Origin of the sequence: Paraburkholderia sp. RL17-380-BIE-A, from assembly GCF_046028085.1 — a bacterium.
Taxonomy (GTDB): Bacteria; Pseudomonadota; Gammaproteobacteria; order Burkholderiales; family Burkholderiaceae; genus Paraburkholderia.
The window spans coordinates 131415-145366 of the sequence record NZ_JARESQ010000008.1; the positions used below are offsets into that span (position 1 = coordinate 131415).

The window sequence follows — 13952 nt, forward strand, 5'->3', positions numbered from 1 at the left end:
CACGCATACCTCGTCCTCTTTTCAGCAAGGGCTGTGCCGCGAGTCATGAAATGCTTCCAACACGCAACGCCACGCGTTACGGCCTGCGAGCTTACGGTTCGCAAACTACGAGCGCGTGCAATTCGTCGATATTGAATGGCTTGGCGAGAATCGCCACGCCTAGCCGCCGCGCGCGTTCGAGTTCGTCGGCGTAGCCGGTCATCAAGGCGATCTTCTGCGACGGCCACGCGCTGCGCACTTTCTCCGCGAGGTCGATGCCGTTGAGCTTGCCCGGCATCTGGATATCGGAGAGCACGAGCTCGAAGCGCGCGCCGCCCGTGAGCAGGTCGAGCGCCTGATCGGCGGTCGGTTCATGGCGTACCTCGCAGCCGAAGGTTTCCAGCACCGCCGCCACACCCGCCGCGACGTCCTCGTTGTCCTCCACCAGAAGCACCACGCCGCTCGGCGCGGGCACCGCCGCCTGCGCCGTTTCGATTTGCGTCGCCGTCGCCTTCTGACGTTCGCGATATCGCGGCAGATATAACCTGACCGTCGTGCCGCTGCCCGGCACGCTTTCGATCTTTGCCGTGCCGCCGGCCTGTTCGCACATGGAAAGCACCTGCGCGAGCCCGAGACCGGTGCCCGAGCCGCGCAGCTTGGTGGTAAAGAGCGGTTCGAACGCGCGCCGCGCGACGGCTTCGGGCATGCCTTCGCCGTCGTCGGAACAGGCAATCAGCACATACTCGCCGTCGGGCAGCAAGGTGTCGCTGCCGACCAGCCGGTTGTTCTGACAACGAATCACGAAGCGTCCGCCGCGCGGCATCGCGTCGCGCGCGTTGACGGCCAGGTTCATGATCGCGTATTCGAGGTCGGTCGGATCGGCCAGCACCTGCCAGACGCTGTCGACCATGTTCAGCGCCAGTTCCACATTGTCGCCGAGCGCCGCGTCGATCAGCGGCGCGGCTGCGGGCAACCATGTGGCGAGATCGAGCGGCTCCTGTTTGAGCGGCTGCTTGCGCGCCACACTCAGAAGGCGGCGTGTGAGCGATTCGGCCGTGGCGGTGGCGCGCTCCACCGCGAGCACTTCTTTCTCCACCTGGTTGAAGCGTTTGAGCCGTGCGAGTTCCGTGTTGGCGGAGACCACCATCAGCAGATTGTTGAAATCGTGCGCGACATTCGCCACGAGATTGCCGAGCGCGCCCATGCGTTGCAGTTGCCGGCTCGACGCTTCGGCTGAAAGACGCATCGCCACTTCGCCCTGCCAGCGTTCCCACGCGCGGCGCTCGCCTTCCAGTTGACGCAGCGAGTAAAGCACCAGCAGCCAGATGGCGACACAGGGCACGGCCGTCAGCGCCGCGATCAGAATGAAATGCTGCCGCCATGCCGCACCGATCGACGAGGTCGCGTACGCGCTCATCACATAGAGCGGATAGTCGCCCACGCGGCGAAATGCCAACAGGCGCTCGACGCCGTCCACGGTCGAGTTCAAACGGACGTGGCCGAACAATTGTTTGTCACGCAACGCCTGCGTGAATTTGCTTTGCGGAGTGGGCTTCGCGCCCGCCGGCCAGGGCGGATAGCGCACCAGTAGATTGCCGTCCTGCCGATACAGGCCCATCGCCAGCGACGAATCGCCATTCGTCAGTTCACGATAGAAGCGCGAAAAGTACTCGTTGCGCAGCGCGACCGATACTACGCCGAGGAAGCGGCCATCAGCGTCCGAGCGCCCCGTCGCGGTGGTGAACACGTTGGTTTGCGACAGTGGCCCGAACATCGGCAGCGAAAAATACTGCTGCGGACGCATCGCCTTGGCGGACAGGAAGTCTTCACGCTGTCCGATCGAGATGGCGGGGGCCGGAAATACGCGGCTCGACACGAGCAGATCACCTTTCGCGCCGAGCAGGTAAATGGACGACACCTGCGGAAAGTCGCCGCCGATTTCACGCAGACGATCATGCAGCATGGCTTCGCGTGCGCGAATCTGCGTTTCGTCCTCGTTGCCGAGCAACTCCACGATGCGTGAGGACATCTGCTGATTGAGGTCGAGCACCTTCACCGCCTGTTCCTCGGCAACACGTGCGAGCCGCTCGATCATGTCGTCGGAATCGGCGATCCGGCGCTGGTAGTCGAAGTAGCCGTAGCCCGCGAGGCAGATCAGAGGAAACACAATCGAGACCGCGAGCACGATCAGAAGCATGCGCCGCGTCGCCGCGAAATTGCGCGAGGGCATCGGGACATCGACTGCGACACGTTCCGCACGCTGCACGGTCAAGCTCTCCGTGAAAGGACAAGATGGGTGAAGGAAAGTACGCCACGCGATGTGCCGCGCGCGGTCGTGCGCTCGGTCGTGCGCTATTTCCCTTCCCCGGAATTTACCGCACTTCAGGCGTTCTCCATAGCGCGGCAGCCGTGGAACAGGCGCTTGAACAGATGCAAACAGTTGGGCACGTGGATTGCTGCACCACGGGAATTCAGCAGGATGAAAGGCGCGCTGCAATACGCGCGCCGTTGCGCATTGCGCGCCGCCTGCGCCGTCACGTTTCATCGTCCGTGAGGAGCCCGCCATGCCCACGATTGCCCGACGCGTCGCCCAGCTATCGCAATTGCGATCGGACCGCGCCGAACGCTTCGTCGTGGATGGCGAAGCGATCCTGCTGGTGCGCGACGGCGATACCGTGCACGCCTATTCCGCCGATTGCCCGCACGCCGGCGCACCGCTGGAAGAAGGCGCGCTGTGCCACGGCCGGATTATCTGCCCGTGGCACAAGGCAACGTTCGACGTCGCCACGGGCAACGTGCTTGAACCGCCCGCTCTGGTCGCGCTCGACCGCTATCCCGTGGTCGTCGCCGGCGACGATGTAATGGTGACGCCGGAAAAATTACCGCAACCCGTGCGCAACGCAAGTGACCTAAAACCGCACTACGTTGTAATCGGCGCGGGCGCGGCAGGTGCCGCGGCTTGCGCAGCCCTGCGCGAATGCGGCTTTAGAGGCCATCTGACGCTGATCGGAGCAGAGCCGCATGCGCCCTACGACCGCACGGCGTTGAGCAAATTCGTGCCGTCCGGTGAAATGCCGGCCGCCGACGTGCCGCCGCTTCTACCGCAAGACTGGTTCGAGCGGCATGACGTGGAGCGGATCGTTGGCAACGTCGCACGGCTCGATGTGCCCGGCCGCACGATTCATTTCGAAACCGGCGGCGAGCTGACTTACGACACCGCCTTGCTCGCCACCGGCAGCGTACCGAAGTTACCCGCGATTCCGGGCGTCGAACTCGGCGGCGTGCACGTGCTGCGCAGTCTCGACGACGCCGCCGCACTCGTCGATGCAATCGGCGACGATGCCGGGCAAACTCAGGTGGCGATTCTCGGCAGCAGTTTCATCGGACTCGAAACGGCTTCCGCGCTGCGCAAACGCGGTGCGCCGGTCACCGTTATCTCGCCGGAGAAAGTGCCGTTCGCGAAGCAGTTTGGCGAGCGCGCCGGCGTCATGTTCCGCGAGCTTCACGAGAGACATGGCGTGGTGTTCCGTCTTGAGGCGAAGGTCGCCTCGCTCGAAGGCGAGGAAGGCGACGTCCACGAGGTCATGCTCGAGAATGGCGACGCCATCTCGGCCGATCTCGTCTTGTTGGGCACGGGCGTCGCGCCGGCCACCGGTTTTGTCGAAGGACTGCCGCTGCAGAAAGACGGCGGCGTGATCGTCAACGCCGGCATGCAAGCCGCGCCCGGCCTGTATGCGGCGGGGGATATCGCAGCGTTTCCGTTGCATGATGACGAGGAACCGTTGCGCATCGAACACTGGCGCGTCGCACAGCAGCATGCGCGCATTGCCGCGGAAAACATGTGCGGAGCACGCCATCGCTACGCCGGCGTGCCGTATTTCTGGACCTATCACTTCGGCAAACGCTTCGAATATCTCGGCCATGCGAACGAGTGGGACGAGATCGTGATTGACGGCGACCTGGATCAGCAGCAATTCGTCGCGCTATACGTGAAGGACGCCAGGGTGATCGCGGCGCTGGCCTGCGAACGCGAAGCGCAGACCGCTCGCCTGATCGATGCCATGGCGCGAGGCGTGTCGCGCGCGGATGCGCTGGCGATAATCAGCGACGCATCGTGCGTCGCGCAATGAACAATTCAAACACTAACGACCCGCGCAGAACGATAGCGCGACGTAAGGCAACACCCGGATCGGCCCGCGTGGCTGGCCACGCCGACTCGATGATGACTCAATGACCTGAAGGAGAAGCACCATGACAGAACAGAAGGAAAAGCACCCGCACTCGAACAAGAGCGAAAAGCAGATCGACCGCGAGGTCGAAGACAGCTTCCCCGCGAGCGACCCGCCCTCCACGGGCGGCACCACGAAGATCGTCCCCGACAAGGAGGCTACTTCGAAAGACAAGTCGGCAGCGAAGAAACCCGCTGGCCATTAAACGTTGTTGGCCGGATACGAATCGCCCGGACGCACTGCGGACGGGCGATTTTTTTCGCCCTACACAACTGCAATCCTTCTGGACGATGGGGACAGTTATCGCAACGCAATGATGCGCTGGCCAATCGCCCCCGTACTAACCGTTGACCACCACAGGCAATGTTTCTTCGACATGGGACCGGTCCATCTCGACGCGCTTGCAAGCCGCCAGAACTTCCTGCAGTGAAGTGGCGTAACACTCCGCTCCCATCGCGGTTTGCAGATCCGCGCTCCATTTCTCCGTATCCTGCGGCGCCCACAGTCCGACCACAATCGACACGTTCGGCAGACGCGCACGAATGCGTCTGACCAGGTAGCGCAAATGTGACGGAATACCGTCGATCTGCAGATAGAGAATGCAGACAATGCCGACATCGTCTGCATCGAGACTATCGATCGATGCTCGCGACGCGGCATCGTGCGGCAGCGCCCGTGACGTGAACCCGTGCTTGGCCAGCAACTGCAACAGGATCGTCGTCGCCAACGGGTCGAGCGGGCCGCGTCCGGGAATGCACAGCACACGATTGCTGGCGGCTAGCGGCGGCTGGTTCGACGTGCCGGCGTCTACATGCACGGAAGAAGCGATACGCTTGCTTGCAGCTTCAGCTTGTGCTGCGTCCGAATCCGAAGGCGCGACCGGCCCCGCCGCGCTCCAGTTTTCTTCCGCGACCGGCGTTGTCGCCGGCTCGCGATCCTCATAGCCGTCGAGGCCATCCACGAGATCGTTCGTGGTCGACTCGATTCGCGCAAGCTGCGTGGCCGTCACGCTGCCGCGCACCACGTCGTTCGCCGCGAGCTGCAAACCTTTGATCGCGACCTCGTCGTAGTACGCCGACAATGAACGTTCGCGCAACAAGGCCTCGGCCTGCTCGATCGCTTCGTCGGGATCACCCGCGAGCGCTCGCTGGTAGAAGTTTTCGATGGGCGTCAGCGCGGGCTGGTCGCCGAGCAACACGTCGAGAAACTCCAGCCTGCGCACATGCCGGCCGAGCACGAGCAGACACAGCGTCAACGGTGTCGACAGAATCAGCCCTATCGGCCCCCAGATCCAGCTCCAGAAAATCGCGGCGACCACGACTGAAAAAGGCGAGAGCCCCGTGCTGCGGCCGTACAGCAGCGGCTCGACGATCTGTCCCACCAGCAATTCCACGGTGACGAACAGGGCCAGCGACCAGATCGCCATCGCCCAACCCGGACTGACGGCGGCGGCGAGCGCGGTGGCGAGCGTCGCTGAAATCCAGATGCCGACATAGGGCACGAGCCGCAGCAAGGCCGCGAGAATGCCCCACAGAATCGGACTCGGTACGCCGATCAGAAACAGCCCCGTGCCGATGACGACGCCGACTCCCGCATTCAGCCCGAGTTGCGAAACGAAATAACGGCTTAGCCGCCGCGCGGCTTCGTCCATTACCGTGGTGGTGCGATGCAGATCGCGCGAGCCGAACAGGCGAATCGCACGGTCGCGCAGGTCATCGCGTTGCAGAAGGATCACCACCATCACGACGAACACGATAAACGCCGTTTCGAGCGGGCTGATGGCCGGCGACAGCACGCGCCGCGCGAGTTCGAACGGTGTCGGCACCGGTTCGCGCACCTCGACCGGGACCGCGGCGGGAACATTGGCAGTCGATTGGGCCGCGCCGGACGAAGCGGCATTGCGCTGCGGCGCCGGTTGCGGCGGTTCGATCGTCGCCCGCTGCAGGGCCTGACCGGCCGCGCTGGCGAAACGGTTCAGTTTGCCGATGGTCAGATTGTGCGCGGTTTCCATCTTGTGCTCGACGGTCGCCTGATAGCGCGGCATGCCGGCTGCAAGATCGGTGAGTTGGGTGGCGATCACCGCGCCGAGCAAACCGATCAGCGACACCGAAATCACCACTGCGGCGAATACGGAGGCCACATGGCCGAGCCGCAATCGCGTCAGCGCGTCTGCCAACGGGGCGACGAGGAAGCTGAGCAGGATCGCGAGCGTGATTGGAATCAGCACCGCGCTCGCAAAGTACAGGCACGCGACCACCGTCACGCCCACGGCAAGCGCAATCAGGCTGTCAAGGCCGAAGGCAGCGGGTGGCGCCTGAATGCGGGCGGCAGGCCTCACGCCACGCGGGTCGGGAATGTCCTTCATTGGCGAATGCTCTGTTCGGCTCCGTTACGTTCCCGTTCTCGTCAGGCGTGGCAGCTCATCCAGATTGCGCACGCCGACGGCATCGCGGCAGCGGGCCGCGCGGGCGTCGACGATGCAACTCGTAGCTGCACTTCACTTTGCGGCCAACCGTCTGGCCACCTTTTCTTCAATGCCGTGCTCGCTCGATATCTGCCTGACAGCGCATCTAATTCGCAGGCTTCTCACCCACGGGACCACTTTCCGTCGGCGGCGCCTCTTTTTCTATTTCAGCGCGTGCCTGCTCCCAATACTCGTCAGGCGTGCCCTTCTGATCACCTGACTGTTCCCACAGGTAATAAGCGCGCGTGCGAATCTGTTCCTCTTGAGAGGTTTGTTCCTGTTCCATTTGATCACCCTCAGTTAGACCTGACGAATGCCGGTATCGGCTAACTTGCGCGCCCGCCGCTGAAGGCAGCGGACGCGCAGTCATCGGGAAACGAGCAAGCGCTATACCCGCCGGCGCCAGCCCGTTGGAGGCCTTCGTAACGGTTCGTCAATCCTGTGCAGGGGGTTCGGTTTCGTCGGTGGTGAGTTGCTCTTCCAGGCGATCGAATACACGCTGTGTGGCGCGGCTCGGCGCTTCGAGCGCAAGCAGCAGCAGCGAGCGGCCGGTCACCTGATACGCGTCGCCGGCGGCGAAATGAGGCAATTCCGCGCGCACCGGCATGTTGGTGTCGAGCAGGCAAGTCCACCGATCGCCCTCGGGAATGTCCGGCAGCGTGAAATTGACGACATCGTGATGCGCGTTCAGCACCAGTAGCAAAGTCGCGTCCGACGCCGGCCGGCGAATCCCGCTCGCCTGCGCGCGGCCGTCGATTACAAGGCCAAAACAGCGCATGGAGGGATCGTCCCACTGCTCCTGCGAAAGATCGGTGCCGTCGGGCGAAAGCCAGCGCGCGTCCGTGACCTCCAGAGCCTCGTTGTATTCACCGGTGAGAAAGCGACCGCGCCGCAAAACCGGCAGACGGTGCCGCAGCGTGGTCAGATTCTTGACGAACTCCGTCAGCGCACGGCCGTCGTCGTCGATCGCTTCCCAATCAACCCAGCTGATCTCGTTGTCCTGACAGTAGGCGTTATTGTTGCCCTTCTGCGTGCGGCCGAATTCATCGCCGGCAAGAATCATCGGCGTGCCTTGCGAGAGCAGCAGCGTGGCCAGCAGATTGCGTTTCTGGCGCTCGCGTTGTTGACGAATCTCCGGGTCGTCGGTCGGACCTTCCACGCCCATGTTCCAGGACTTGTTATCTGAGTGGCCGTCCTTGTTGTCCTCGCCGTTGGCCTCATTGTGTTTGTCGTTGTATGAGACGAGATCGTTGAGCGTGAAGCCGTCGTGCGCGGCAATGAAGTTTACGCTCGCCCACGGGCGGCGGCCGCGATGGTTAAACTTGTCGCCGGAACCGGTGAGACGCGTAGCGAGATCGGGGACCTTGCCCTCGTCGCCTTTCCAGTATTCACGCACGGTGTCACGAAAGCGGTCGTTCCACTCGGCCCAGCCGGGCGGAAAGCCGCCGACCTGATAGCCGCCAGGGCCGCAATCCCACGGCTCGGCCACGAGCCGCACGCTCGACAGCACCGGGTCCTGCCGGCAACTGTCGAGGAAACCGCCGCCCTCGTCAAAGCCGTGCAGTTCGCGGCCGAGAATCGTGGCGAGGTCGAAACGGAAACCGTCCACCTTCATTTCCGTCACCCAGTAGCGCAGGCTGTCGGTCACCATTTGCAGCACGCGCGGATGCGACAGGTTCAGCGTGTTGCCGGTGCCGGTGTCGTTGATGTAATAGCGCGGCTCATCGGGCATCAACCGATAGTACGACGCGTTGTCGATTCCCTTGAAAGAGATCGTCGGCCCACGCTCGTTGCCTTCGGCCGTGTGGTTGTACACCACGTCGAGAATGACTTCGAGATTGTTGTTGTGAAAGCGGTCCACCATTTCCTTGAACTCGCCCACCGAATCGATCGACGACGCAAAGAAACGCGGATCGGCCGCGAAGAAGCCGATGGTGTTGTAGCCCCAGTAGTTGGTCAGGCCCTTTTCGAGCAGATAACTGTCGTTGACAAAAGTCTGCACCGGCATCAATTCGACCGATGTCACGCCGAGACTCCGGATGTAGTCCAGTACGACCTGTTGCCCGAGTCCGGCGAACGTGCCGCGCAGATTTTCGGGCACTTCGGGATGCCGTTTGGTAAATCCGCGCACATGGGCTTCGTAAAAAATCACGCGTTCCCACGGCAACGCATTGCGCTCGGGATGACTCCACGAGAAATTGGCGTCGACCACCTTGCACTTCGGCACGAAGGGCGCGCTGTCGCGCTCATCGAAAGAGAGATCGCCTTCTTCGGAATCCAGCGTATAGCCGAAGATTTCCGGCGCCCACTTCAACTCGCCAATGTGTGCTTTCGCATACGGATCAAGCAGAAGTTTGTTCGGATTGAAACGATGTCCCTTCTCGGGTTCATAAGGACCATGCACGCGATAGCCGTAGACGGCGCCCGGTTTTAGATTCGGCACGAACACATGCCAAACCTCGTCGGTGTATTCCGGCAATTCGATGCGTTCGATTTCGTTTTCGCCGGTTTCATCGAACAGGCAAAGTTCAACCTTGGTGGCGTGCGCCGAGAACAGCGCAAAGTTGACGCCGCTTCCGTTCCATGTCGCGCCGAGCGGAAAAGGCGTGCCTTCCGCGATACGCGTCGAGTAGTTGGCTTGGGATGACATAGGGGTTCCTGTGGAAGCAAGAGGCGCTGACGCGCATGTTTTAAGCAGTGAACAGCAAGCCCGCTGAAATAGCAAATTACGGACCTGACACGATCGCAACGGCAACGAGCCTGTGCGGCACAAATTTTGCAGCTATCAGGGCAGGCTCGCACAATCGAAGCCCACATGGCGCTCACCGCAATGCACCGCAAAGCGCCAGACCATATCAGGGAGAAGTTCGTCATGAAGAAAACACTACTCAAACCGCTCGCCGCCACAGCATTGCTGCTCGCCACATTCGCGTCATATGGCAACGCCTACGCTCAAGGCGCGCCGCAAGCGATCACGGAAAAGCGCACGGACGTGGTCCAGCTTGCCAGCGGCTATCGTGCCTCCAAGCTAAGCGGCGCCGATGTCTATAACAAGAACAAGGACACGATCGGCACCCTGGACGACCTGATCGTGTCGCCGAGCGGAGATCGCGGCACATACGCAATCCTGTCGGTAGGCGGCTTTCTGGGCATGGGCAAACATCTCGTCGCCGTTCCGTTCAACGATTTGCAGATCAACAACCGTCGTGTAGTCCTGCCGGAAGCCACGAAAAAGTCGCTTGAAACGCTGCCTGAATTCAAGTACGCGCCGGATTGAGGCTTCAGGCATTTGCTGCAACGTCGCGGCTATTGACGAGTCGGCGCGCCCGGCGGGGGACGGTGAAAATGCCGCCCTCCACCGGGCCCACGCGAGGGCGCGAGCCGTCTGGCGAAGACTTCTGCGCCTCGCGCGCGTCAGCCTCCTAACAGCTTATCCAGCGTAATCGGCAGCGCCCTCACCCGCTTGCCGGTTGCGTGCCAGACTGCATTGCTCACCGCGGCGGCCACACCCACAACGCCGATTTCTCCCACGCCTTTCGCCCCCAACGGATTGACGATATCGTCGTGTTCTTCAACGAACAACACGTCAATGTCGTGGATGTCGGCATTGACCGGCACATGGTATTCGGAGAAGTTGTGATTCATTTGCCGCCCGAGTGTATGGTCGAACTGACCATGCTCGTGCAGCGCCATGCTGATGCCCCACACCACGCCACCGGCAATCTGGCTGGCCGCCGTCTTTGGATTCATGATTCGCCCCGCGGCGATCGCGCTGACCACGCGCGACACTCGCACCGTGCCGAGCGTTTCGTCCACGCGCACTTCGGCAAATACGGCGGAATGCGTGCCCATCGAATACGCCTTTTGCTTTTCATGCGGTTGCACGCTGGCCTGCTCGTCGAGTTCGTCGACGCCGGCGCGGATAAACAGCGCGTCGATAGTGATCGCATCGTCTGCACCGGTGCCGCAAACGAGACGCTCACCCACGCGGCGGATGTCTTCGCGTGCAACGCTCGAGAAACGCGCGCCGCCATGTTGCCGCGCCAGTTCGACGAGCCGGTTGTGTAGCCGCTTGCAGGCGACATCCACCGCGCAGCCCACTGACGACACCGTCCACGAGCCGCCTTCAATCGGCGCCTTCGGCAAGCGTGTGTCACCGAGTTCGAATTTGACGTCGTGAATCGAAACGCCGAGCGCATCCGCGGCGATCTGGCACATCACCGTGTAGGTGCCGGTGCCGATATCCGCGGTCGAACTCGAGACTTTCACCTGGCCGTCGCGCGTCATCACCGCGCGCGCGGACGCCTCGTTCTGCATGGCGTCCCACACCCCAGCCGCCATGCCCCAGCCGATCAGTTCATGACCTTCGCGCCGGGCTCGCGGCGCAAGCGGCCGTTTGTCCCAGCCGAAGCGCGCCGCGCCTTCGCGAAAGCACTCGCGCAATGCTTTACTGGAAAAAGGCAAGTTCTTGTTGGCGTCACGCTCGGCGTAATTGAGCAAACGCAGATCGAGTGGATCCATCTGCAAGGCTTCGGCCAGTTCGTCCATGGCCATTTCGAGCGGGAAAAGCCCTTGTGCCGCGCCTGGCGCACGTGTGTCCGCTGGCGTCGGCACATCGATTCGCGCGACCTTGTAGCCCATCGTGACGTTGTCGCACTGATACAGTTGCCCCGCCCAATTGACGACTACGTCGCAGTAGTCTTCGTATTGCGAGGTCTCCGACACCGCTTCGTGAATCACCGACTGCAACCTGCCGTCGGCGCCCGCACCGAGTGCGACGCGCTGGATGGATTGCGGGCGGTGGGCAAACGTGAACATCTGCTGACGTGTCAACGTGAGCCGGACAGGCCGCTTCAGTTCGCGCGCTGCCATGACCGCGAGCGCAAGATGATAGTGCGGCCTCAGCCCCGAGCCGAAAGCACCGCCGACGAACGGCGCGATCACCTGCACCTCGTCGTCTTTCAGGCCAAACAGATTGGTGAGATACGACTTGGTATTGCCGACGCCCTGAGTCTTTTCATACACGGTCAGGCGCCCTTGCGCGTCCGGCACCACGGTGCATCCATGCATTTCCATCGGATTGTGATATTCCGCGGGCGTGCTGTAGAACGTATCTACGCGCGCGACGGCGCTCGCCAGCGCCGTGTCCGCGTCGCCGCGAGCAGGCGGCGGTGGTTCGAAGCCGCCTTTTTCAGTCGAAGGCGGCACAGCGCTCATCACCGCCTCGCTCAAATCGGTTTGATGCGGCGTGGCTTCATAACGGACTTTCACGAGCGACGCCGCATAGCGCGCCAGTTCCAGCGACTCGGCAATGGCCAGAGCGACAGGTTGTCCGCTGTACCAGACGCGATCGTCCCATAGCGGCCTGAACGGACTGCCACCTGGTGCGACCCTATCCTTGTACGCTTTGTCTTCGAACGGCAATGCCGGGCGATTCTGATGAGTCAGCACCAGCAGCACGCCCGGCAACGCCAACGCGGCGGATGAATCGATCGACACGATACGGCCTGTCGCAATGGTGCTCGACACGACGAAACCATAAGTGAGACCTTCAGCCGTGAAATCAGCGGCATAGTGCGCCGCGCCGGTGACTTTCAATCTCCCGTCCACGCGGTTGTGCGGCACCCCGGTCGCCCGTGCGGCCGGCAATGATTCGACGCGGTTCATGGTGCGGTCTCCTCAAACGAACGTTGCGTCGCCAATTCGAACGCGCGCACGACGACGCGTGCCGCCAGTTCGATCTTGAACGTGTTATCCCGATAGCCGTGGGCGCCGCGTAATAGCATGGCGGCGAAATCGCGCATGGTGGCGGCATCGAGGCGCTTGCCGCGCAAGCCATCTTCCGCAACGGTATCGCGCCACGGTTTGTGCGCCACGCCGCCGAGCGCGCAATGCGCGTTCACGATCGTGTCGCCGTCGATTTCCAAGCCCACTGCGGCCGACACCAACGCGAACGCATACGAGGCCCGGTCGCGCACTTTCACGTAAGCGTGATGGGTGGCGAAGCCCTGCTTCGGCAACTCGATCGCCGTGATCAATTCATCGTCGCGCAGATTCGAGTCGATGTTCGGCGTGTCGCCGGGAAGGCGATGAAAGTCTGCAAATGGCAACGTACGCGTACCGTCCTTACCGGCGAGATGCACGCTGGCATCGAGCGCTGCAAGCGCCACACACATGTCCGACGGATGCACGGCGATGCACTGATCGCTTGCGCCGAGAATGGCATGAATACGGTTCACGCCTTCCAGCGCCGGGCAGCCCGTTCCCGGTTCGCGTTTGTTGCAGGGTGTGCCGGCGTCGTAGAAATAATGGCAGCGCGTGCGTTGCAGCAGATTGCCGCCGACTGTCGCCACATTGCGGATCTGCGCGGACGCACCGGCCAGAATGGCTTTGGCCAGCAGCGGATAGCGCGCGGCCACCGCGCGGTCGTACGCAACCGCGCTATTGGTTACCAATGCTCCAATCTTGAGTCCGCCTGATTCCGTCGTCTCGATCTGCCTGAGCGGCAAACGGTTGATATCGACCAGCACCGCAGGATGCGTCACGTCTTCGCGCAGCAAGTCGACCAGGTTCGTGCCGCCCGCAATGAACGCCGCCGTCGCATCGGCGCGATGCTGATCGATTGCCTGAGGCACCGCGCTTGCGCGGGTATAAGAAAAGCGGTTCATGAGTGCGCTCCCTCGCCGGTGCGCTGCTTGTTCGGCAAGTCAGCGGCGTCGAGAATCGCCGCCACGATATTCGTGTAAGCGCCGCAGCGGCACAGGTTGCCGCTCATCAATTCGCGCACGTCGTCGGCACACTTCACGTGGCACTCGTCGAGCATGGCGACGGCCGAGCAGATCTGCCCCGGCGTGCAGTAGCCGCATTGAAACGCATCGTGGTCGATGAACGCCTGCTGCATGACATGCAGCGTGTCGCCATCGGCGAGGCCTTCGATCGCCGTGATCGAAGCGCCGTCGCGCACGGCCGCGAGCGCAAGACAGGTATTGATCCGCTGGCCATCGACGATTGCCGTGCAGGCGCCGCATTGCCCATGATCGCAGCCTTTTTTTGTGCCGCTCAGATGACAATGTTCGCGCAGCAGATCGAGCAGCGTGGTCCATGCTTCCACTTCGAAATGCCGGGTTTTGCCGTTGATTTCGAACGTGACGGGCACGCGCTCGACTTCGCTCGGCGCGAGATCGAGCGCCGAGTCCGCGATTGGGGTATCCATGGGTTTCTCCTTCTCCTGACGATAGGTCGCTAAGCGATACAGCGGGGTTGCGCAAGCGACGTGCCAC

Annotated in this window: 10 protein-coding genes; 3 read left to right on the forward strand and 7 right to left on the reverse strand. The window is 62.4% G+C overall.

The features are described 5' to 3' along the window. Window positions 1-91 precede the first annotated feature (91 nt). Window positions 92-2245, reverse strand: coding sequence for a hybrid sensor histidine kinase/response regulator family protein (locus tag P0D68_RS15680; RefSeq protein WP_408297732.1), 2154 nt, complete (start codon window positions 2243-2245; stop codon window positions 92-94). Window positions 2246-2543: 298 nt separating this feature from the next. On the opposite strand from P0D68_RS15680, the gene P0D68_RS15685 reads away from it, so the two are divergent. Then, the gene (locus P0D68_RS15685; protein WP_408297730.1) at window positions 2544-4109 is read left to right on the forward strand and encodes an FAD-dependent oxidoreductase; all 1566 of its coding nucleotides are present in this window, start codon (window positions 2544-2546) and stop codon (window positions 4107-4109) included. 121 nt (window positions 4110-4230) lie between these two features. Beyond that, complete coding sequence (locus P0D68_RS15690) at window positions 4231-4413, forward strand: hypothetical protein (protein ID WP_408297728.1); 183 nt, start codon at window positions 4231-4233, stop codon at window positions 4411-4413. A 135-nt stretch (window positions 4414-4548) separates the two neighbouring features. Here the strand turns inward: P0D68_RS15690 and P0D68_RS15695 are convergent, their stop codons facing one another. The 3 genes from P0D68_RS15695 to glgX form a co-directional block, all read right to left on the reverse strand. Continuing rightward, window positions 4549-6573, reverse strand: a complete 2025-nt coding sequence (locus P0D68_RS15695; RefSeq protein WP_408297726.1) for an AI-2E family transporter — start codon at window positions 6571-6573, stop codon at window positions 4549-4551. Window positions 6574-6778: 205 nt separating this feature from the next. Then, window positions 6779-6958, reverse strand: a complete 180-nt coding sequence (locus tag P0D68_RS15700) for a DUF2934 domain-containing protein (RefSeq protein ID WP_091808289.1) — start codon at window positions 6956-6958, stop codon at window positions 6779-6781. A 147-nt stretch (window positions 6959-7105) separates the two neighbouring features. Then, window positions 7106-9322, reverse strand: a complete 2217-nt coding sequence (glgX, locus tag P0D68_RS15705; RefSeq protein WP_408297724.1) for a glycogen debranching protein GlgX — start codon at window positions 9320-9322, stop codon at window positions 7106-7108. 222 nt (window positions 9323-9544) lie between these two features. On the opposite strand from glgX, the gene P0D68_RS15710 reads away from it, so the two are divergent. Next, complete coding sequence (locus P0D68_RS15710) at window positions 9545-9949, forward strand: PRC-barrel domain-containing protein (RefSeq protein WP_091809299.1); 405 nt, start codon at window positions 9545-9547, stop codon at window positions 9947-9949. Window positions 9950-10086: 137 nt separating this feature from the next. Here P0D68_RS15710 and P0D68_RS15715 read toward each other — a convergent pair whose 3' ends face one another. The 3 genes from P0D68_RS15715 to P0D68_RS15725 are packed head-to-tail and all read right to left on the reverse strand — an operon-like array spanning window position 10087 to window position 13885. Further along, entirely contained in the window at window positions 10087-12339 is a 2253-nt protein-coding gene (locus P0D68_RS15715; RefSeq protein WP_408468645.1) for a xanthine dehydrogenase family protein molybdopterin-binding subunit, read from the reverse strand. Next, window positions 12336-13340, reverse strand: a complete 1005-nt coding sequence (locus P0D68_RS15720; RefSeq protein WP_408297720.1) for an FAD binding domain-containing protein — start codon at window positions 13338-13340, stop codon at window positions 12336-12338. The genes P0D68_RS15715 and P0D68_RS15720 overlap by 4 nt, the downstream gene beginning before the upstream one ends. After that, window positions 13337-13885: a (2Fe-2S)-binding protein gene (locus P0D68_RS15725; RefSeq protein ID WP_408297718.1), complete on the reverse strand. Its 549-nt coding sequence runs from the start codon at window positions 13883-13885 to the stop codon at window positions 13337-13339. Before P0D68_RS15725 ends, P0D68_RS15720 begins: the two co-directional genes overlap by 4 nt. Window positions 13886-13952: the final 67 nt, after the last annotated feature.

Bases quoted from the DNA above. Each gene is read 5' to 3' on its own strand.
- P0D68_RS15710 (WP_091809299.1), top strand. From the start codon at position 9,545: ATGAAGAAAACACTACTCAAACCGCTCGCCGCCACAGCATTGCTGCTC.
- P0D68_RS15725 (WP_408297718.1), bottom strand. From the start codon at position 13,885: ATGGATACCCCAATCGCGGACTCGGCGCTCGATCTCGCGCCGAGCGAA.
- P0D68_RS15700 (WP_091808289.1), bottom strand. From the start codon at position 6,958: ATGGAACAGGAACAAACCTCTCAAGAGGAACAGATTCGCACGCGCGCT.
- P0D68_RS15715 (WP_408468645.1), bottom strand. From the start codon at position 12,339: ATGAACCGCGTCGAATCATTGCCGGCCGCACGGGCGACCGGGGTGCCG.
- glgX (WP_408297724.1), bottom strand. From the start codon at position 9,322: ATGTCATCCCAAGCCAACTACTCGACGCGTATCGCGGAAGGCACGCCT.
- P0D68_RS15720 (WP_408297720.1), bottom strand. From the start codon at position 13,340: ATGAACCGCTTTTCTTATACCCGCGCAAGCGCGGTGCCTCAGGCAATC.
- P0D68_RS15695 (WP_408297726.1), bottom strand. From the start codon at position 6,573: ATGAAGGACATTCCCGACCCGCGTGGCGTGAGGCCTGCCGCCCGCATT.
- P0D68_RS15685 (WP_408297730.1), top strand. From the start codon at position 2,544: ATGCCCACGATTGCCCGACGCGTCGCCCAGCTATCGCAATTGCGATCG.
- P0D68_RS15690 (WP_408297728.1), top strand. From the start codon at position 4,231: ATGACAGAACAGAAGGAAAAGCACCCGCACTCGAACAAGAGCGAAAAG.